The organism is Pseudomonas sp. GW821-FHT07B01 (assembly GCF_059419065.1).
The window spans coordinates 25,974-46,750 of sequence record NZ_JBWKRA010000005.1 but is presented as its reverse complement, the minus strand read 5'-3'; the positions used below and the strand labels follow the sequence as shown (position 1 = coordinate 46,750).

The following is a 20,777-nucleotide window of genomic DNA, read 5'->3' as shown; positions in this document are numbered from 1 at the left end:
CTTTGGCCTGACGTTGCGCGTATTAACGGCGGTGAGGGTTCATCACCCTGACCGCCCGATAGTTAAGCCCACTGACGTGCTGGATCATCACCCGATAGGCGCCACGACCGCGCTGCCCGCGATAGCCCGGCAAGTCAAAACTACGGACATTCTGCCCGCCCGCCATGGCATGCCCGGTATGAAAGTCCAGGGTGCGCGCTTCCAGGCGGTTGATCACATTCCTGATAATCCCTCCCCCTACGCCACGCAACTCATTGAGAACAGGCTCAACGTCAATCACGAGTCGCTCAGGCTCCAGCCCGGAGGAAGGTCCTGAGCTTACCGGTTCCGCGACGGGCTCTTCAGAAGCGGAGCCTCGGCGCCCCACGCTCGTGACCCTGGTTTGCGGTTGTACTTCGGTGTGGGTCAGCCCAGCCGCTGGAAGCGGGCCGGCGCCCACCTTGCGTGCCGGGGCACGAAGTTCTATCCCGACAAACCCCAGCCTCGCAAGCGTAAAGCTAGGGTTACGCTCCGTTTGTGAGGCTATTTCAGCCTGCTCCCGGTGCTCGGTGGGCCCAATGTACCCATAGAGCCCGCCCCGCGCTGCCGGCGTCAGTCCGTAGGACAGGCGCTTAATGTCTGCAGTGGCCAGTCGGTGTTCCAGGAAAAAGTCCGCCAACTCGCTGACTTCATGTTCGGTAGCGCCATGCCGCTGGCCCAGCTCTTGTGCACCGGCCAATGCGGACTGCTCATAAAACGCTCTGCGCCGAACTTCAGTAGTGCTGAGCCGTTGATGCGCGTAAAAGGCGACACCCACCACCCCTGAAATCAGCCCAAAGTAAGCCAGCTCAACCCTGTATCCAACCTCTACACCGATCCCATGCCCGATCAACAACACCAGGATCAACACCGTCACCACCTCAAGCATCGAACGGCGCTGCAGACCGTCATCGTCTACATACCCCATAGGGTTGTTCCCTACCATCGCATAGAGGTTCAATCCATCCACTGCCCCAGCCGGGTCTGCGCTGATCCAGCGTAACAACCACGGCGCGTAGTACCTGAATCCGTAGTAATACAATCCACTGGCGTCGCGCTCCTTGCCCGAATAACGTCGGGTTTTATAGTTCGCCTCCAAGGCACTTTTTGCCGCCCACCAGGCAGTTGCGCCGAAGGGATAATAACTTTCCTGGCTCAACAGGCCGGCTGCCTCGTCCAGCTCCAGAGTGCCGCTGCCCAAATGATCGTCGAGGCTGAACCGCAGTTGCTCGTCCTGCATCTCCTCGGGGCGCTGCTGCTCCCACTGCAGACCTCTGACCGAATGGCGCCCGCCCGGAGCGAGCACCACGTTCAACCATTCGCCATCCGGCCCGTGGCGATGCAGCTCCAGCCCTGGCAGATAAAGCACTTCATGGGTGTGAGTCTGCGTCTTGCCATGTGCCACGCGACGCTTGATGACTCGCTGGCCGGCGCCGTCGTACAGATACACCTCATCGTCATGTTCGCCATTGTCACGCAGCACCTGCGCGACGCGAACCAACTGGTTGCGCCCATTCCAGGTCAACGCCTGACCAGGCGCCAGTGCCTGGAGATTGCCACTTTGGTCGAAGCCGTTACCCAGGCCCGGCGCCTTTGCGCCCTCGCGGGCAATCACGCTGTGATTGCTGTGTTCGCCCACCTGCATCCGTTGGGTATAACCGCTGCCGGTGCTGGGCACATGGCGCATCTGCGTCAGGTTACTGGCCGAATCGTAGACATAGTGGCGGGTGTAGTTGCCCCAGAGGTTGTCGTCTGTGGCGCCGAACGTGATTCGGCCCGGCAGTGCGGATGCGCCAGTATTGCGCGCGTTTTCACGGCCAGTGGCCTTGATCAATCGCGACAGGCTGTCGTATTCGAATGTGCTTACTGCCTCCACCTGCACGTTGCTGGCCCAGCGGGTCGGCTGCGCCGCATCGCGGATGCGCAACACATTGCCGACCCGGTCGTAGCTATAGAAGAGGTCTTGCAGGCGCTTGCCTGCCGAATCCTTGAGGTGGGCGCTCAAGCGTGTCAAACGTCCATCGGTGTCCGAATACTCGGCAACGCTGACCACGCCATTACCCAGGCGTTCGCTCAACACCTGGCCCGAGGCGTTGACGCTGCGTTGATCCACCAGGGTCTTGCGCACTCCGCTTTTGAAGAGGATCTCGCTTTTCGTCAATTGGCCGTCGACACCGTATTGAGATTGCTGGCGATTGCCGCGCGCGTCGACCTGCTCCAGACGTTGCCCCAGCGCATCGTGCTGCCAAGTGGTGGTGAAGGTCTGGGCTTGCAACTGTGCATCCCGCTCACTCATGGGCAGCGGCCAGTCGGGCGCGGTGTGCGACGTGCAAAGGCGCCGGGTTTGCTCGGTGATGTTGCCTTGCACGTCGTAGCGCTCAACGAGCAAAGTGCCTGCCGGGTCATCGTGACGAATCATGCGCCCACAACGATTGCGCGCCGCCTCCGTAGACGTCATGCCTGCGTAGGTCATGCGCTCGACACAGCGTTCAACCGCCACCTCCTCCGTGCGCTCGAATACCGCCACGGGGCGCAGCAACGGGTCGTATTCGAACCGCTGGCGCGTGCCTCGACTGTCCCACTGTTGCACGACCTGGCCGCCACTGCCGAGCAAGCGCGTCTGACGGCCCGCATCCACGCTGTCGGTGCTCAGCACTTGCCCGCCCAAACTATAACGATGAGACAGATTGGGCGGCACGTCGGGGTCGGCAGCGTGCAACTCAAACAACCTGGGGTCCCACTGTTGCTGCAACAGGCCGCGAGCGTCGAACACCTGCCGCGTGACCTGCGCGCTGGGTGATTGCTGCGCGGTATTGCGAGGGTACGCCACGCTGCGCACGGTCAACCCTCGCGGGTCGACCACCGTCAGCGTGGGCGTGTTGTGATGCAAAGAAGACATAACCTGATGACCTGAAAACCAAAGAAGCCTAGAGCCTAGTCATCAAGTCGGTGCCAGCCTGCGGGCCCCGCACGCTGCGCCGTGTGCGGCGCTTCCGAGGGTGTCGTGAGGCTTACCGAGCGCGGCGCCTCAGGGCACTGGCCGCCAGCCGCTGAAGGCGCCTTGGGCACTCAACGGGCACCAGGCGAAATCCCCGGCGGGAGGTGGTAATGGCGCTTGCTGCGCGGCAATCGAAGGGTAGCCCTTCCAGTCGAACAGGGTGCAATCGCGCCAGCTCAGGACAATGCCTGCCGCCGGGCTGTCGTCCGTCAGCACCCATCGCGCGGCCGCGGCGGCCATGAAGGCCTCGATCGGTTCCTCATCGATCTGCGTGCGGTACGCCGAACTCAGCAACCAGCGGCATACGTTCAGATGGTAGGTCCAGTCCAGCGGCGGCTGGTTGCGATAGGCCCAGGTCATGAAGGCGCGAAACAGGTTCAAGCCCTCCGGTGGGTCGAGCTTGAGCAACGCCGGGCAGATGTCGAACAAGGTATGCCAGTGAGGCAGCAGGCGTGCATCCAGGTGCACGAAGCAGCGCGAATTACTCGGGTAATCAGGCAGCGCCGGTTGCGCACACAGGCGCCGCGACGCCTTACTGACCAGGCGGCTGGCGCCGGCAGGCAATTGAGGGTTCATAGAGTGTTCTCACAATCGTGACGAGAGAATGCCTCCTGGTCACAGGAAGCCCAAGGCACACGTCAGGATGCGGGAGAAGCGCGGGGGTTGGCCGAGGGCCAGGAATAGCGCGGAGGCGCCTTGTTGCGCCGCTCATGGGCGACACGTGGGGTTTGCGTAAGACCGAGCAGCCAGGCCAGGCCGATCAGGAACACCAGGGCGACGGTAACCGCGTTGCACACCGGGCAGGCAAAGTAGTTCGAGATGTTGCTGGAAGACGGGTTTGCCAACCCTTTGTCGGAAATGGGCGACTGCCCGCCGTCCACCGAACAGAACAGCCCGCCGATGCCGTTGAGCTGCTGCCCCATCATCTGGCCATGCCCCAAACCGCAGGCGAACAGGTTCATCAGCACGCAGAAGTACAGGGCCCAGGCGATCAGTGAGCGGTCAGAGTGGCGCAATTTCATGGCGGCGACTCTACCACCGAAGCCATAAAAGGACGAAATGCGCCGCGCCCCTGTGGCAGAACGTCGCAGATTACGCGCACCGGCCAGGGTTGCTAGACTCTGCACCCTTCTCGTTACTCCTTTTCAAAGCCTGGCGGAGCAGCTCCACGGCCCTACAGGCGTTTCACAGGATGCACAGTTGATGAGTACGTTATTCACCCGCCGCAAAGTGCTGACCGGCATGGGCCTATTGGGCCTGGGCAGCCTGCTGGGCGGCTGTGACTACAGCCCCAAGCTGAACTTCAAGTACGGCAAGGACCTCAGTGACAAGATCATGGGCCGTACCTTCAAGCTCAAGAACACCGACGGCGAAACCGTCACCCTGAGCTCGTACCGCGGCCTGATGCCGGTGGTGTTCTTCGGCTTCACCCAGTGCCCGGCCGTCTGCCCGACCGCCCTGGCCCGCGCCGCCCAAGCCAAGAAACTGATGGGCCGCGATGGCAAGATCATGCAGGTGGTGTTTATCACCCTTGACCCCGAGCGCGACACCCCCGAGATTCTCAACAATTACGTCAAGGCCTTCGACCCCAGCTTCGAAGCGCTCTACGGCACCCCGGAAGAAATCGCCGTGGCCGCCAAGGAGTTCGGGATCTTTTATGAAAAGATCCCCGCCGGCGACACCTATACCCTCTCCCACACCGCCACCAGTTTCGTGTTCGACACCCGTGGCAACCTGCGCCTTGGCTTGCAGGCATCCCTTACCGCTCAAGAGTGCGCAGAAGATCTGCTCACCGTCATGGAGGTCTGCTAATGACTGCCGTTCAACACCTCAAGCGTCTCACCCTCGGCCTCACCCTGCTGGGCCTCGCCGCTCACGCCAGCGCCCAAGTACAAGTGACCGACGCCTGGGTGCGCGCCTCCGTAGTGGGCCAACCTTCCAGTGGCGCCTTCATGACCCTCACCGCCGACAGCGACAGCAAACTGTTGAGCGTGGCATCGCCAGCAGCCAAGGACGTGCAGATTCATGAGATGAGCATGAAGGATGACGTCATGCGCATGGGCCCGGTGGACTCGGTGGCCCTGCCTGCCGGCAAAGCCGTCAAGCTCGACCCCAACGGCTACCACGTCATGCTGATGGGCCTGACCGGCCAGATCAAGGAGGGAGACCAGGTGCCACTGACCCTTACGGTGGAAAATGCCAAGGGTGAAAAGCAGGCCGTCGAAGTAAAGGCAACGGCGCGTGGGTTGGATGGCATGGACCACAGCAAGATGGACCATAGCAAGATGCATTGATCGTGCAAACAAGCCTGCAGCTCTTGCTCTGCTCCCCGGTAACGTTGGTTGAGGGTTGCCCCTCAACCATAGAATCTCCCACAGCTTGATTGCCGGGAGTGATCAGATAGGCTGTCAGGCCGCCCTCCCCAGGAATCATCGGTAATGCTGTTTGTCGTCATGCTCGGGGGCAAGCACCCGCGGGCCAGGATCGAAGTACACGATGTGGTGTTCGCCGTGGCGGACACCCTGCAAGCCACCTACCCGCAATTACGCGACGCCTGGTTCGGCAGCCCCAAAGGCGTACACATTGATTCATGGATGGCCGTCGATGGCGTCGACGGCTGGAAGGTTGAACTGAGCCACCTGGCGCCCCACGGCGATGCACACCGCCTGTACTTCATCAACCTGGGCGGTTACGAAGCCAATAGCTTTGGCGAGGCCCATCACTACCTGCTGGTGGTCGCCCGTAACAAACAGGAGGCCATGAGCAAAGGCAAGCAGCAGATGCTCAGCCACTGGTCCCAGGCCCACACCGACGCGGTGCTGGATATCGACGACTGCCTGCCCATCGACCTGGTGGACGGCCGCTATATCCACCTGGTGCAAGCGGCGCACCGACCGATCGTGCAGCGCAACGACTACCTTGTGCTGCCTTGAATCCTCACGGCCAAATAGTGCCGGCTGAAACCCAGTGGAACTTTGCCGAGAAATAACCGCCTGAATCCGGTACGCTCACCGTTTTTTACTCTAGGAGTTACTCACCATGGCCAAAGCCACCGCCCGTCACATCCTCGTTGCCTCTGAAGACAAGTGCAACGAACTCAAGGCCCAAATCGAAGGCGGCGCTGATTTCGCAGAAATCGCTAAAGCCAACTCCAGCTGCCCATCCAGCCGCCAGGGCGGTGACCTCGGTTCGTTCGGCCCAGGCCAGATGGTCAAGGAATTCGACACCGTGGTCTTCAGTGCCCCGGTCAACACCGTGCAAGGCCCGGTGAAGACCCAGTTCGGCTATCACCTGCTGGAAGTCACCAGCCGCCAGGATTGATTCAATCTGCGCTGATGCTATAAACAACGGCCCGCCCTTTGGTGGGCCGTTGTGCATCTGATGACTGGCGATGCCCAGGCCGTTAGCGTACAAATCCTTATTATTCTTTACCCGGCGCTCAAGGCTGATAATGCGATTGGCTTTTTCATCTCTGCTCTGTTCCACCCTGGCCTTTCTAATGGCCAGCACTGCGGTGATCGCAGCCCCGCAAACCTACCTGACGGTGTACGGCGAGCCCGCCAAGTACGCCGAAGGTTTCAGCCATTTCGACTATGCCAACCCCAACGCCCCCAAGGGCGGCAGCCTGCGGCGTTCAGCGCTGGAGGTGGGGCGGTTTGACCATGTGCTGCCCTATATCGACAAAGGCATCGGCGTGTCCCAGGTCGACGGCTGGGTGTATGCACCCTTGGCGTTGCGCTCGCTGGATGAGCCTTACACCGTCTATGGTCTGGTGGCGCAAAAGATGGAACGCGCCGACGACGGCCTGTCGCTGCGCTTCTACCTGAACCCCAAGGCGCGCTTTGCCGATGGCACGCCCATTACCGCGCAAGACGTGCGCTACAGCTTTGACGTGTTGATGACCCAAGGCAGCCTGCGCTATCGCACGTTATTTGCAGACGTCAAACACGTCGAAATCGAAGGTGAGCGCCAGGTGCGCTTTGACTTTTCCAGCAACGAAAACCGTACCCTACCCCTGGATATCGCCACCTTGCCGGTGTTCCCCGAGCACTGGTGGAAGACCCGCGACTTTGCCAACGGCGGTGGCTACGAAGCGCCACTGGGCAGCGGCCCTTACAAGGTCAGCAAGATCGACTCCGGCAGTACCATCACCTTCACCCGCGACCCCGACTGGTGGGGCAAGGACTTGCCGGTCAGCCGCGGCCTGTACAACTTCGATCACCTGAGCCTGGAGTACTTCGGCGACACCGAAGTAGCGCGCCAAGTGCTACGCGGCGGCGCCTATGATTTCAACCGTGAATTCTCCGCCACCGGTTACTCCATCGGCTACAACGGCCCGGCCCTGGACGATGGCCGCCTGCAGCGCGCGCACCTGGCCAAGGAGATGCCGCAGCCGGCCCAGGGCTATGTGTTCAATGTGCAAAAACCGATGTTCAAGGATCGCCGCGTGCGCCAGGCCCTGGCGATGCTGTGGGACTTTGAATGGGCCAACCGCCAAATGATGCGCAACCTGTACATCCGCCAGCAGAGCTATTTCTCCAATAGCCCGCTGGCCGCCAGCCAGTTACCGACCCCGGAAGAACTGGCGATCCTCGAACCCCTGCGCGGTCAGGTTCCCGACGAGGTGTTTACCCAGGTGTTCAAGGCCCCGGTCACCGATGGCAATGGCATGATCCGCGACAAACAGCTGCAAGCCTTGGCCCTGCTGGAAGACGCCGGCTGGAAACCTGTGGGCGACAAACTCGTCAATGCCCAGGGCGAGCCACTGGAATTCACCTTCCTCAACGTCCAGAACGGCCTTGAGCGCCTGTTGCTGCCCTACAAACGCAACCTGGCGCAGATCGGCATCACCCTGAATATCCGCCGCATCGACTCCTCGCAATACGTCAACCGACTGATGGCCCGCGACTACGACATGATCGTCACGGGTTTCCCGGTCACCACTTCGCCCGGCATGGAGCTGTACAACTATTTCGGCTCTGCCGCCGCGTTCGATTCGGGCGCCAACAACTACATCGTGCTCAAGGACCCGGCCGTCGATACCCTGATCCATGGCCTGGTCAAGGCTGACACCCAGGCGAAGATGCTCACCTATGCCCACGCCCTGGACCGCGTGCTGCAATGGAATTACCTGTGGATCCCCAACTATTACCCACCGGGCACCTCCGCCGCATGGTGGAACCGTTTCGGGCGCCCGGCCATCGAGGCGAAGAACGACGAAGCCCTGGAAACCTGGTGGGAAGTCAGCCCCACCCCGCTGACGAACGAACAAATGCAGGCTGAGTTGAAAAAACGCGGAGAGGCCCACTGATGTTTGCCTATATCGTACGGCGCCTGCTGCTGATCATCCCGACGCTGGTGATCATCCTGTTGGTGAACTTCGTGATCGTGCAGGCCGCGCCCGGCGGGCCAGTGGAGCAAGCTATCGCCCACTTGCAAGGCATTGGCGGCGGTGGTGTAGCCGGCGCATCCGGCGAAGGCATCAGCGGCTCGCGGGCCAGCCGCGGCCTGGACCCCAAGCTGATCAAGGACATCGAAAAACAATACGGCTTCGACAAATCCGCGCCGGAACGCCTGTGGTTGATGCTCAAGAATTACGCCCAACTGGACTTCGGCAACAGCTTCTTTCGCGGCGCGACGGTGACTGACCTGATCCTGGAAAAGATGCCCGTCACCATTTCCCTCGGCCTGTGGGCCACGCTGATCACCTACCTGGTGTCGATCCCGCTGGGCATACGCAAGGCCGTGCGCCATGGCAGCAGCTTTGATATGTGGAGCAGCACGGCCATCGTCATCGGTTACGCGATGCCGGCGTTCCTGTTTGCGATGTTCCTGATCGTGGTGTTCGCTGGCGGTACCTCGCTGAACTGGTTCCCGGTACGCGGGCTGGTCTCGGAAAACTTCGCCGAACTGAGCACCGTGGGCAAAATCGCCGACTATTTCTGGCACCTGGTACTGCCAGTAACGGCGCTGGTGATCGGCGGCTTTGCCACCTTGACCATCCTCACCAAGAACTCGTTCCTCAACGAAATTACCCGCCAGTACGTGGTCACCGCCCGCGCCAAGGGTTTGAGCGAACGCCGGGTGCTGTACGGTCACGTGTTCCGCAATGCGATGTTGCTGGTGATCTCGGGGATTCCCCAGGCGTTTATCAGTGTTTTTTTTGCCGGCTCGCTGCTGATCGAGGTGATCTTCTCCCTCGATGGCCTGGGCCGCATGAGCTACGAGGCGGCCGTGTCCCGCGACTACCCGGTGGTGTTCGGCTCGCTGTTTATCTTCACCCTGTTCGGCCTCTTGATAAAACTCATCGGTGACCTCTGCTACACCCTGGTGGACCCGCGTATCGACTTCGCCGCGAGGAACGCCTGATGCTCAACCTCTCCCCCGTGGCCCGCCGACGCTTCGAGCGCTTCAAGAAAAACCGCCGTGGCTGGTGGTCGCTGTGGCTGTTTATCGGCCTGTTTATCCTGACCCTGGGCGGCGAGTTGATCGCCAATGACAAGCCGCTGGTGCTCAGTTTCAAGAACGAGCTGTATTTTCCGGTGTTCAAACGCTACACCGAGCAGCAGTTCGGTGGGCAGTTGCCGTTCCAGGCGGACTACCGCAGTGACTACGTGCAAAAGCTGATCAAGCAGGAGGGCGGCTGGATGCTGTTCCCGCCGATTCCGTTCAGCGATGACACGCCCAACTACGAACTCACCCGCCCTGCCCCGAGCCCGCCGTCGGCGGTGAACTGGCTGGGCACCGATGACCAGTCCCGCGATGTGTTGGCCCGGGTGATCTTTGGTGCACGGGTGTCGATCCTGTTTGCCCTGGCCCTGACCGCCATCAGCGCCGTCATTGGCATTGCCGCCGGGGCGTTGCAGGGGTACTACGGTGGCTGGGTAGACTTGCTCGGCCAGCGCATCCTCGAGGTGTGGTCCGGCCTGCCGGTGCTGTACCTGCTGATTATCCTGTCGGGGTTTGTGGAGCCGAACTTCTGGTGGTTGTTGGGGATCATGGCGCTGTTTTCCTGGCTGGCCCTGGTGGACGTGGTGCGCGCCGAGTTCCTGCGCGGGCGCAACCTGGAATACGTCAAGGCCGCGCGTGCCCTGGGCCTGGGCGACGGCAAGATCATTCGTCGGCACATCCTGCCCAACGCCATGACCGCGACCCTCAGCTATTTGCCGTTCATTTTGACCGGGGCGATATCCACCTTGAGCGCCCTGGATTTCCTTGGCTTCGGCATGCCCGCCGGCAGCGCGTCCCTGGGCGAGCTGATCGGCCAGGGCAAGCAGAACCTGCAAGCGCCGTGGCTGGGCTTGACGGCGTTTTTCACCCTGGCGCTGATTCTGTCGTTGCTGGTGTTTATCGGCGAGGCATTGCGTGATGCCTTCGACCCCCGCTCATGAGTGACCGCGTATGAACCTGATCGAAATCCGCGACCTGTGCGTCGCCTTCAACGGCCAGACCGTCGTGCGCAACCTGAGCCTGGACGTGCGCCCTGGCGAGTGCCTGGCGCTGGTGGGCGAGTCGGGCTCGGGCAAGTCGGTGACGGCCCATTCGATCCTGCAACTGCTGCCGCAAGCCGGCACCCAAACCCTGGGTTCGATCAAGTATCGCGGCCAGGAACTGATCGGCGCCTCACCGAGTACCTTGCAAAAATTGCGCGGCAACCGCATTGCCATGATCTTCCAGGAGCCGATGACCTCCCTCAACCCGCTGCACAGCATCGAAAAGCAGATCGGCGAAACCCTGCTGCTGCACAAGGGCCTGGGCGGCAAGGCGGCGCAGGCGCGCATCCTCGAACTGCTGGAACTGGTGGGCATCCAGAAACCCCAGGAACGGCTCAAGGCCTACCCCCATCAATTGTCCGGCGGCCAGCGCCAGCGGGTGATGATCGCCATGGCCCTGGCCTGCGAGCCCGAACTGCTGATTGCCGACGAGCCCACCACGGCGCTGGACGTGACGGTGCAGCGCAAGATCCTGCTGCTGCTCAAGTCCTTGCAACAACGCCTGGGCATGTCGCTGCTGCTGATCAGCCATGACCTCAACCTGGTGCGCAGTATCGCCCAGCGGGTCTGTGTGATGCGTGCCGGCGAAATCGTCGAGCAGGCTGACTGCCAGGCCCTGTTCACCGCACCGCAGCATCCCTACAGCCGCCTGCTGCTGGATGCCGAGCCCTCGGGCGACGTGCTGTGCAGCGAGCCGCGTGACACGGTACTGGAAGTGGATCACCTGAGCGTGCAGTTTCCCCTGGGAGGCGGGCTGTTCCGGGCCAAGACCTACCTGCGCGCAGTGGACGGCATCAGCCTCAGCGTGCAGCGCGGCAAGACCCTGGGGATCGTCGGCGAGTCCGGCTCCGGCAAGTCCACCCTGGGCCAGGCGATCCTGCGCTTGCTCGACTCCAGCGGCAGCATCCGCTTTCAGGGTGAGGCCCTGGACCCGCTCAACCATCAGCAGATGCGCCCATGGCGCAAGCAGATGCAGGTGGTGTTCCAGGACCCCTATGGCAGCCTCAGTCCGCGCATGTCGGTGCAGCAGATCATCAGCGAGGGCCTGGAAGTGCATGCCCCGTGCAGCCTGGCCGACCGCGATGCGCAAGTGGTCCAGGTGCTCAAGGACGTGGGCCTCGACCCTGCCAGCCGACATCGCTACCCCCATGAGTTTTCCGGTGGCCAGCGCCAACGCATCGCCATTGCCCGCGCCCTGGTACTCAAGCCAGCGCTGATGCTGCTCGACGAACCCACCTCGGCCCTGGACCGTACGGTGCAGAAACAAGTGGTGGCGCTGCTGCGCGAACTGCAGGACAAATACGGCCTGACCTACCTGTTTATCAGCCATGACCTGGCGGTGGTGCGCGCCATGGCCCATGACATGATCGTGGTCAAGGATGGCAAGGTGGTGGAGCGTGGCGCGAGCCATGAGGTGTTCGAATCGCCCCAACACCCGTACACCAAAGAACTGCTGGCAGCAGCGCACATCCCTTTGTGAGGTGAGATTGTTCCCACGCTCTGCGTGGGAACACAACCCGAGACGCTCCGCGTCGTGTCTTGGCCCTACGCCAAGTGACGCAGAGCGTCACGGTAGGCATTCCCACGCAGAGCGTGGGAACGATCATTAACAGGATTCTGTACCCATGAGTACCAGCCTCAAGGACTACCAACAGGTTCGCGGCCTGGCCATCCAGTCACTGTTCGAGATCATCGAGCAGTCCAGCGAGGGCACGGTCATCGTCGACCGCGATGCAAATATCGTGTGGATGAACGAGCGTTACGCCAAGCGTTTTGGCCTCAAGAGCGCCGACCAAGCCATCGGCCAGCCTTGCGAGCAGGTGATTTCCAACAGCCTGCTGCGCCAGGTGGTGCGCAACGACCGGCCGATCCTGCTGGATATCCAGGACACTCCCAAAGGCCCACTGGTGGTGATGCGCCTGCCGATCCACGACGAGGCCGGGGCGGTGATCGGCGCGATTGGGTTTGCGCTGTTCGATGAACTGCGCAACCTGTCGCCGTTGATCGAGCGTTACCTGAGCATGCAGCAGGAGCTGGCCTCCACGCGCTCGCTGCTGCGTTCGCGGCAAAGCAAATACAACTTTGCGCACTTTATCGGCACCAGCGCCGCCAGCCTTGAGGTCAAGCGCCGGGCGCGGCGCAGTGCGAGTGCCGAGTCGCCGGTATTGCTGCTCGGGGAAACCGGCACCGGCAAGGAGTTGCTCGCCCAGGCCATCCACGGCGCATCGCCCCGGGCGCACAAAGCTTTTGTGAGCATCAATAGCGCGGCGATTCCCCATGACCTGCTTGAAGCCGAGTTCTTCGGCACTGCGCCCGGCGCCTTTACCGGTGCCGACCGCAAGGGTCGCCCCGGCAAATTCCAGATCGCCCAGGGCGGCACGCTGTTTCTCGATGAAATCGGCGACATGCCGCTGCCACTGCAAAGCAAATTGCTGCGGGTGTTGCAGGAAAAGGAATTCGAGCCGGTGGGCTCCAACGAGATGCTGCACAGCGATGTGCGGGTAATTGCCGCCACGTCCATGGACCTGGAGGCAGCGATCAAGCGTGGCGAGTTTCGCGCCGATCTGTATTACCGCCTCAACGTGCTGCCGATCCAGGTGCCGCCGCTGCGTGAACGGCTGGAGGATATTCCGGCGCTGAGCGAGGCGATCCTTGAGGAGTTGCGCAGCCAGCACGAACTGGACCGCGATGCCCTGGCGCTGTTGGCCCAACATGCCTGGCCGGGCAATATCCGCGAGCTGCGCAATGTGCTGGAGCGTGCGGCGCTGTTGAGTGATGACCTGATGCTCAATGCCAGCGACCTTCGCGCAGCGATTGGCACGTTCAGCCCGGTACAGCGAGGCGCGGTGGCGGCGGTCGAGGGTGAAACCTTTGCGGCGGCGCGGCAGCGGTTTGATCGGCAGGTGATTGCGGGCGCGCTCAAGGCCAGTGACGGAAATGTTGTAGAGGCGGCCAAGCGGTTGGGGCTTGGGCGGTCGACATTGTATAAAAAAATGCTGGCGCTTGGACTAACTTAGTCTCAAACAAGAGACGCAATTCCCAATATCAAGACTTTCTTATGTGGGAGCTGGCTTGCCTGCGATAGCGCTCTAACAGTGCCCTACAAGCCAGCTGAACCACCACTATCGCAGGCAAGCCAGCTCCCACAAGGATCTCCACCCGTCTCCAGATTGAGACTGCCGTCTCGAAAATCACTCTGAATCCACAATAAATCCATACATATCAACAAGTTATAAATCTGGCACACATCTCGCTATAGCTTCCTCCCACAGCCTCACCCACAACAATAACAATCCGATGGAGACACACCATGAGTGTGATCATTGCCCTGGCCGCGCTTGCGCTGCTGATGCTGGCCGCCTACCGTGGCTATAGCGTTATCCTGTTCGCCCCCATCGCCGCCCTTGGCGCGGTGCTGCTCACTGACCCGTCCGCCGTCGCCCCTGCCTTTACCGGGGTGTTCATGGAAAAGATGGTCGGTTTTATCAAGCTGTATTTCCCGGTATTCCTGCTCGGTGCGGTGTTCGGCAAGCTCATTGAGCTGTCGGGGTTTTCGCGCTCGATCGTGGCCGCTGCGATCCGCTTGCTCGGCACGCGCCAGGCAATGCTGGTGATTGTGCTGGTCTGCGCCCTGCTCACCTACGGTGGCGTGTCGCTGTTCGTGGTGGTGTTTGCGGTGTACCCGTTCGCCGCCGAGATGTTCCGCCAGAGCAATATCCCCAAGCGCCTGATCCCGGCGACCATCGCCCTCGGCGCCTTCTCGTTCACCATGGACGCCCTGCCCGGCACACCGCAGATCCAGAACATCATCCCCAGCACCTTCTTCAACACCACCGCCTGGGCGGCGCCATGGCTGGGGCTGATCGGCACGATCTTCGTGTTTTGCGCCGGCATGCTCTACCTCGCACGCCAGCGCAACAAGGCCCAGCGTGCCGGTGAAGGCTATGGCACCGAGTTGCGCAATGAGCCGGAAACCGCCGACAACCTTGCCTTGCCCAACCCGTGGCTCGCGTTGTCGCCGCTGATCCTGGTGGGGGTGATGAACCTGTTGTTCACCCACTGGATCCCGCAGTGGTACGGCAAGACCCACAGCCTCAGCCTGCCGGGCATGAGCACGCCGGTGACCACCGAAATCGCCAAGCTCACCGCGATCTGGGCGGTGCAGGCGGCGTTGCTGGTGGGGATTATCGTGGTGCTGGTATTCGGCTTTTCGGCGATCAAGAGCAAGCTGGCCGAAGGCAGTAAAAGCGCGGTAAGCGGTGCATTGCTTGCGGCGATGAACACCGCATCGGAATATGGATTTGGCGCCGTGATCGCCTCGCTGCCAGGCTTTCTGGTACTGGCGGACTGGCTCAAGGGCATCCCCAACCCGCTGGTCAACGAAGCGATCACCGTGACCTTGCTGGCCGGTATCACCGGCTCCGCTTCCGGCGGCATGAGCATCGCCCTCGCCGCGATGTCCGAGAGCTTCATTGCAGCCGCCCACGCGGCCAATATCCCCCTTGAGGTGCTGCACCGGGTCGCGGCCATGGCCAGCGGCGGCATGGACACCCTGCCCCACAACGGCGCAGTGATCACCCTGCTGGCCGTCACCGGGCTGACCCACCGCGAAGCCTACAAGGACATTTTTGGCATCACGATCATCAAGACCCTTGCGGTGTTCGTGGTGATCGGCACTTTCTACGCCACCGGCATTGTGTGAGGTTTTCATGACAACTTTGAATGGCAAGACCGCCCTCGTCACCGGCTCCACCAGCGGCATCGGCTTAGGGATTGCCCTGAGCCTGGCCAAGGCCGGCGCCAATCTGATTCTCAATGGCTTCGGCGACGCCAGCGCGGTGATCGCCCAGGTACAGGCGTTTGGCGGCAAGGTCGGGCATCACCCGGCAGACGTCAGCGACCCGGCGCAGATCGCCGACATGCTCGCCTACGCCGAGCACGAGTTCGGTGGCGTGGACATCCTGGTCAACAATGCCGGTATCCAGCATGTGGCGGCGGTGGAAGACTTCCCTGTGGAGCGCTGGGATTCGATCATCGCCATCAACCTGTCCTCGGTGTTCCACAGCACACGCCTGAGCTTGCCGGGCATGAAGACCAAGGGCTGGGGGCGCATCGTCAATATCGCCTCGGTGCATGGGCAAGTCGGCTCAGTGGGCAAGGCGGCGTATGTGGCGGCCAAACATGGGGTGATCGGCCTCACCAAGGTGGTGGGCCTGGAAACCGCCACCAGCAATGTCACCTGCAACGCCATCTGCCCGGGCTGGGTGCTGACGCCGCTGGTGCAGAAGCAGATTGATGATCGCGTGGCTACCGGGGTCGACCCACAGCAAGCGCAGCAGGATCTCCTGGCGGAGAAACAGCCGTCGCTGGAATTCGTGACGCCGTCGCAGCTCGGGGAGCTGGTGTTGTTCTTGTGCAGTGAAGCCGGTGCCCAGGTGCGCGGCGCGGCCTGGAACATCGATGGTGGCTGGCTGGCCCAGTAAACCCGTGATGATCGTTCCCACGCTCTGCGTGGGCACGCAGACCGGGGCGCTCCACGCCCCAAAAGCGGACGCAGAGCGTCCAGTCAGGCATTCCCACGCGAAGCGTGGGAACGAGAAGAGGCAGCTTATGTCCGACATCCTCTGGCAACCCTCCCCGGAACGCATCGCCAACACGCGCATGGATCAGTTCCGCCGCTTCATCAACCAACGCCACGGCGTGCAGCTCCACGACTACCCCGCCCTGCACCAATGGAGCATCGACCAACGCCCGGACTTCTGGCAGGCGATTGTCGCGTTCTTTGACGTGCAGTTTCGCAGCCCGCCCACGGTGACCCTGATCGAAGACATCGAGATGCCCAGCGCCCAATGGTTTCCCGGCGCCACCCTGAACTTCGCCGAACACCTGTTGCGCCGCCGCGACGATCATCCTGCTGTGGTGGCTGTCAGCGAAGACGGCCAACGTGAACAATTGAGCTATGCGCAGCTGGCGGAACACGTGGCCGGCCTGCAAAAAGGCCTGCGGGCGGCCGGGGTCGGCATAGGTGACCGGGTGGCCGCGTGTATGCCCAACACCTGGCAAACCCTGGTCGGCATGCTCGCCACCACCAGCCTCGGTGCGATCTGGTCTTGCTCCTCGCCAGACTTCGGCACCCAAGGCGTCATCGACCGCTTCGGCCAGATCGAGCCCAAGGTGCTGATCACCTGCGCAGGCTACCGCTATGCCGGCAAGCGCATCGACCAGAGCGCCAAGCTCAATGAAATCCTCGAACGCCTGCCCTCCCTGCAACAGCTGATCATCGTGCCTTACGCCAAGCCCGAGGCGCAGGCTGGGGACTACGCCACCCACGCCCATGTCGCGCTGTGGGACGACTTCTACCAAGCCTGCGGCGAACCCGAATTTGTCGCGGTGCCGTTCGACCACCCGCTGTATATCCTTTATTCCAGCGGCACCACCGGCATCCCCAAGTGCATCATCCACGGGACGGGCGGCGTATTGCTGACGCACCTCAAGGAACATGGCCTGCATGCCGACCTGAACCGCGAGGACTGCCTGTTCTACTACACCACCTGCGGCTGGATGATGTGGAACTGGCTGGTGTCGGTGCTGGCGATCGGCGCCACCGCGGTGCTGTACGACGGCTCGCCGTTCCATCCCGGCCCCGAACGCTTGATCGACCTGATCGATGCGGAAAAAATCAGCGTGTTCGGCACCAGCCCCAAATTTCTCGCCACCCTGGAAAAATCCGGGTTGCAGCCGCGCTTGAGCCACGACCTGGGCAGCCTCAAGGGTCTGATTTCGACCGGCTCGCCGCTGTCGCCCCAGAGTTACGACTACGTGTACCGCGAGATCAAGGCTGAGCTGTGCCTGTCCTCGATGTCCGGTGGCACCGACATTGTCTCCTGCTTTGTGATCGGCAACCCGGTGCTGCCGGTACGGCGCGGTGAAATGCAGTGCAAGAGCCTGGCCATGGCCATCGAAGTGTGGGACGACCAGGGCCGGCCCCTGATCGGGGAGAAAGGCGAACTGGTGTGCACCCGGCACTTCCCTGCCATGCCCATCGGGCTGTGGAATGACCCGCAACAGCAAAAATTGCGCGCCTCGTATTTCAGCCAGTTCCCCGGCGTGTGGGCACAGGGTGACTATGCCGAGCAACGCGCCAACGGCAGCCTGTTGATCCACGGGCGTTCCGATGCGGTGCTCAACCCCGGCGGCGTGCGCATTGGCACCGCCGAGATTTATCGCCAGGTGGAAAAGATCCCGCAGGTGCTGGAAAGCCTCGCCATCGGTCAACGCTGGCAGGACGACGTGCGCGTGGTGCTGTTTGTGCGCCTGGATGATGGAATTGAACTGGACGAGGCGCTGCAACAGCAGATTCGCCAGGTGATTCGCGCCAACACCACACCGCGGCACGTGCCGGCGAAGATCCTCGCTGTCACGGATATCCCCCGCACCATCAGCGGCAAAATCGTCGAATTGGCGGTGCGCAATGTGGTGCATGGCGAGCCGGTGAAAAACACCGATGCCCTGGCCAACCCCCAGGCACTGGAGCAATTTCGCCACAGAGCTGAACTGGCCGATTAGATGAAAGGTTTCAGCGCTGACGCAGCGTTTTGAAGAAAAACCCTCAAGGCATGCTATTTTTCCGGGGTAGCCACCCGTTGTCGTTCCTTGGGACAATGGGTGTTGTCATTTTTCAAAGCGTCAGGCTCAGGGCTTTTTATGAATGGAACATCCACCGGTAGCGAAGCCGCTGCATTGATCAGGCGGCTGGACTGGGCGCAAAGCCCCCTCGGTGAGGCCAGTGAGTGGCCGCAAAGCCTGCGCACTGCTGTCGATATCGTCGTGCATTCACCCATGCCAATGGTGCTGCTGTGGGGCCCACACCTCATACAACTCTATAACGATGGCTTTGCCCACCTGATAGGCGGCAAGCACCCCGGCGCTCTGGGCCAGCCGGCGCACCACACTTGGCCCGAACTGGAAAGCTTCGCCGCACCGGTCTACGACGCCGTGCTCGGCGGCCAGGTGCGTACCTTCAGCGAGCAACGCTTTGTGCTGCAACGCGAGGGCCGCGACACCGAGATATGGCTCGACCTGACCTACAGCCCGGTGCGCGATGAAAGCTGCCGGGTGGCCGGCATCCTGGTCACGGCCATTGAAACCAATGAGCGGCGCAGCAAAACCCTCGAACTGCAACAGCGCTCCGAAGCCAGCCTCAAGGCCCAGCACAACACCGAGCAGCGCCTGCAACTGGCACTGGCGGCCACCGACGCGGTAGGCACCTGGGACTGGGATATCGGCGAAGACCGTTTCATCGCCGACGCCCATTTCGCCTACCTGCATGGCGTCGACCCCAACGATTCGAGCCTGCTGCCCATCAGCGCCTACCTGCATGGTGTGCACCCTGAGGACCGGGGAACGGTGACGCGCAGCATCAAGCATTGCATTACCCATGGCACCGAATACGCCGAGGAGTATCGCTTGCTGCAAGCCGACGGCCAGGTGCGCTGGGTGTTCGCCCGTGGCCGCTGCTACAAGGATCAACAGGGCCGGCCGGCGCGTTTCCTCGGCGCCGCGCTGGACCTCACCGAGCGTAAAAACACCGAGCAAGCCCTGCGCCAGAGCCAGACCGAGCTGCAACTGATCATCAACGCCATGCCGGTGTTGATCGGCTACGTTGACCACGACCAGCGCTTTCGCCTCAATAACAGCGCTTACCTGGACTGGTACGGCAAGACGCCCCAGGAGCTGTACGGCAAAACCATCCGCGAAGTACTTGGCGACGAGGTGTATGCCGGGCGCGCAGACAAGATCGCCGCCGCGCTCAAGGGCAAAGCGTGCAGCTTCATGACGGTGACGCCTCATCGCGATGGCCGCCCGCGCCATGCACTGATGAAGTACCTGCCGCGCTTTAGCAGTGACGGCTCGGTGAATGGTTTCTACATCTTTGTGATCGACGAGACCGAACGCAAGCTCACCGAAGAAGCCCTGCGCCACCTCAACGAGAACCTTGAAGAACGCGTGGCCCAGCGCACCCAGGCGCTGGCCGAAGCCAACCAGCGCCTGCAAAACGAGATGTTCGAGCGCGAGCGTGCCGAAGATGCCCTGCGCCATGCGCAGAAGATGGAAGCGGTCGGCCAGCTCACCGGCGGTATCGCCCATGACTTCAACAACATGCTCACCGGCATCATCGGCAGCCTCGACCTGATGCAGCGTTACATTGCCGCCGGACGCAGCGACGATATCGGCCGTTTTGCCGATGCCGCCGTGTCCTCCGCCCATCGCGCCGCCGCCCTCACCCACCGGCTGCTGGCGTTCTCGCGACGCCAGTCGCTGGACCGTCGCCCCACCGACCCCAACCAACTGGTGGCGTCCCTGGAAGACCTGTTCCGGCGCACCAAGGGCGCGCATATCGAACTCAAGGTACAACTGGGCAAGGACATCTGGCCGGTGAACACCGACGCCAGCCAATTGGAAAACGCGCTGCTCAATCTGGTGATCAACGCCCGCGACGCCATGCCCGACGGCGGCGAGCTGCTGATCGAAACCGCCAACAGTTACCTGGACGGCACCGACATCACCACCCTGGAACCGGTCAAGGCCGGCGACTATGTGATGCTTGGCGTGAGCGACAACGGCAGCGGCATGGCGCCGAAAATCCTCGCCAAGGCGTTCGACCCGTTCTTCACCACCAAACCCATCGGCCAAGGCACTGGCCTTGGGTTGTCGATGATCTACGGTTTTGCCCAGCAATCCGGCGGCCACGTGACCATCCAGAGCGAACCGGGCCAGGGCACCTGCGTGCGCCTGTACCTGCCGCGTTTGTATGGCACCGCACTGGAAAGCAGCCTGCCTACCAGCCTGACCGAAGCCCCCGTGGCCCTGGCCGGTGAAGCGGTGGTGGTGGTCGAGGACGACCCGGCGGTGCGCATGCTGGTGGTCAATGTACTCGACGAACTGGGCTATACCGCGCACCAGGCGGCGGATGCGCGTGCGGCGCTGCCGTTGCTGGAATCGGATTTGCGCGTGGACTTGCTGGTGACCGACGTTGGCTTGCCCGGCATGAACGGCCGGCAACTGGCGGAAATCGCCCGCCAGCATCGCCCCGGCCTGCGCGTGCTGTTCATGACCGGTTATGCCGAGAAAGCCGCCGAACGCCAGGGGTTCCTGGAGGACGGCATGGACATGGTCGCCAAGCCTTTTTCCATTGACCTGTTGGCCAACAAAATCCGTAGCATGATCGGCGTCGAGGCCTGAGTTCAGGCATAATCGCGCGCCGTCGC

At 62.1% G+C, this 20,777-nt stretch carries 16 protein-coding genes; 13 read left to right on the top strand and 3 right to left on the bottom strand.

Annotation, left to right across the window (positions count from 1 at the left end):
* Window positions 1-22 precede the first annotated feature (22 nt).
* The 3 genes from AC07S6_RS07545 to AC07S6_RS07535 all read right to left on the bottom strand — a co-directional run bounded on the left by AC07S6_RS07545 (window position 23) and on the right by AC07S6_RS07535 (window position 4,038).
* Window positions 23-2,917 (bottom strand): RHS repeat-associated core domain-containing protein, encoded by a 2,895-nt coding sequence (locus AC07S6_RS07545; protein WP_495112001.1) that lies wholly within the window; start codon window positions 2,915-2,917, stop codon window positions 23-25.
* A 129-nt stretch (window positions 2,918-3,046) separates the two neighbouring features.
* Window positions 3,047-3,592, bottom strand: coding sequence for a putative natural product biosynthesis protein (locus AC07S6_RS07540; RefSeq protein WP_495112000.1), 546 nt, complete (start codon window positions 3,590-3,592; stop codon window positions 3,047-3,049).
* Between the two features lie 62 nt (window positions 3,593-3,654).
* Window positions 3,655-4,038: a DUF2946 domain-containing protein gene (locus tag AC07S6_RS07535; protein ID WP_003191740.1), complete on the bottom strand. Its 384-nt coding sequence runs from the start codon at window positions 4,036-4,038 to the stop codon at window positions 3,655-3,657.
* 181 nt (window positions 4,039-4,219) lie between these two features.
* On the opposite strand from AC07S6_RS07535, the gene AC07S6_RS07530 reads away from it, so the two are divergent.
* From AC07S6_RS07530 to AC07S6_RS07470, 13 genes are all read left to right on the top strand, one after another.
* A complete protein-coding gene (locus AC07S6_RS07530; protein ID WP_003191741.1) occupies window positions 4,220-4,828 on the top strand; it encodes an SCO family protein in 609 nt (202 codons plus the stop codon).
* Window positions 4,828-5,310: a copper chaperone PCu(A)C gene (locus AC07S6_RS07525; protein WP_495111999.1), complete on the top strand. Its 483-nt coding sequence runs from the start codon at window positions 4,828-4,830 to the stop codon at window positions 5,308-5,310. The genes AC07S6_RS07530 and AC07S6_RS07525 overlap by 1 nt, the downstream gene beginning before the upstream one ends.
* A gap of 144 nt (window positions 5,311-5,454) precedes the next feature.
* Window positions 5,455-5,949, top strand: coding sequence for a DUF1543 domain-containing protein (locus AC07S6_RS07520; RefSeq protein ID WP_197882000.1), 495 nt, complete (start codon window positions 5,455-5,457; stop codon window positions 5,947-5,949).
* A gap of 106 nt (window positions 5,950-6,055) precedes the next feature.
* Window positions 6,056-6,337, top strand: coding sequence for a peptidylprolyl isomerase (locus tag AC07S6_RS07515; protein WP_034125729.1), 282 nt, complete (start codon window positions 6,056-6,058; stop codon window positions 6,335-6,337).
* Between the two features lie 130 nt (window positions 6,338-6,467).
* Window positions 6,468-8,327, top strand: coding sequence for an extracellular solute-binding protein (locus AC07S6_RS07510; RefSeq protein WP_495111998.1), 1,860 nt, complete (start codon window positions 6,468-6,470; stop codon window positions 8,325-8,327).
* Window positions 8,327-9,385 carry a microcin C ABC transporter permease YejB gene (locus AC07S6_RS07505; protein WP_005788805.1) on the top strand — a complete coding sequence of 353 codons (1,059 nt, stop codon included), beginning with the start codon at window positions 8,327-8,329 and terminating at the stop codon, window positions 9,383-9,385. The genes AC07S6_RS07510 and AC07S6_RS07505 overlap by 1 nt, the downstream gene beginning before the upstream one ends.
* Window positions 9,385-10,407 (top strand): ABC transporter permease, encoded by a 1,023-nt coding sequence (locus AC07S6_RS07500; RefSeq protein WP_014718210.1) that lies wholly within the window; start codon window positions 9,385-9,387, stop codon window positions 10,405-10,407. Before AC07S6_RS07505 ends, AC07S6_RS07500 begins: the two co-directional genes overlap by 1 nt.
* Window positions 10,408-10,417: 10 nt before the next feature.
* Window positions 10,418-11,989 carry an ABC transporter ATP-binding protein gene (locus tag AC07S6_RS07495; RefSeq protein WP_495111997.1) on the top strand — a complete coding sequence of 524 codons (1,572 nt, stop codon included), beginning with the start codon at window positions 10,418-10,420 and terminating at the stop codon, window positions 11,987-11,989.
* Window positions 11,990-12,134: 145 nt separating this feature from the next.
* Window positions 12,135-13,526 (top strand): sigma-54 interaction domain-containing protein, encoded by a 1,392-nt coding sequence (locus tag AC07S6_RS07490; RefSeq protein ID WP_014718208.1) that lies wholly within the window; start codon window positions 12,135-12,137, stop codon window positions 13,524-13,526.
* A gap of 293 nt (window positions 13,527-13,819) precedes the next feature.
* The gene (locus AC07S6_RS07485; RefSeq protein WP_197882008.1) at window positions 13,820-15,211 is read left to right on the top strand and encodes a GntP family permease; all 1,392 of its coding nucleotides are present in this window, start codon (window positions 13,820-13,822) and stop codon (window positions 15,209-15,211) included.
* Window positions 15,212-15,218: 7 nt separating this feature from the next.
* Window positions 15,219-15,992, top strand: coding sequence for a 3-hydroxybutyrate dehydrogenase (locus AC07S6_RS07480; protein WP_073454318.1), 774 nt, complete (start codon window positions 15,219-15,221; stop codon window positions 15,990-15,992).
* A 127-nt stretch (window positions 15,993-16,119) separates the two neighbouring features.
* Window positions 16,120-18,075: an acetoacetate--CoA ligase gene (locus tag AC07S6_RS07475; RefSeq protein WP_495111996.1), complete on the top strand. Its 1,956-nt coding sequence runs from the start codon at window positions 16,120-16,122 to the stop codon at window positions 18,073-18,075.
* Window positions 18,076-18,213: 138 nt separating this feature from the next.
* Window positions 18,214-20,751: a PAS domain-containing hybrid sensor histidine kinase/response regulator gene (locus AC07S6_RS07470; protein ID WP_197882014.1), complete on the top strand. Its 2,538-nt coding sequence runs from the start codon at window positions 18,214-18,216 to the stop codon at window positions 20,749-20,751.
* The last annotated feature ends 26 nt before the right edge of the window (window positions 20,752-20,777 follow it).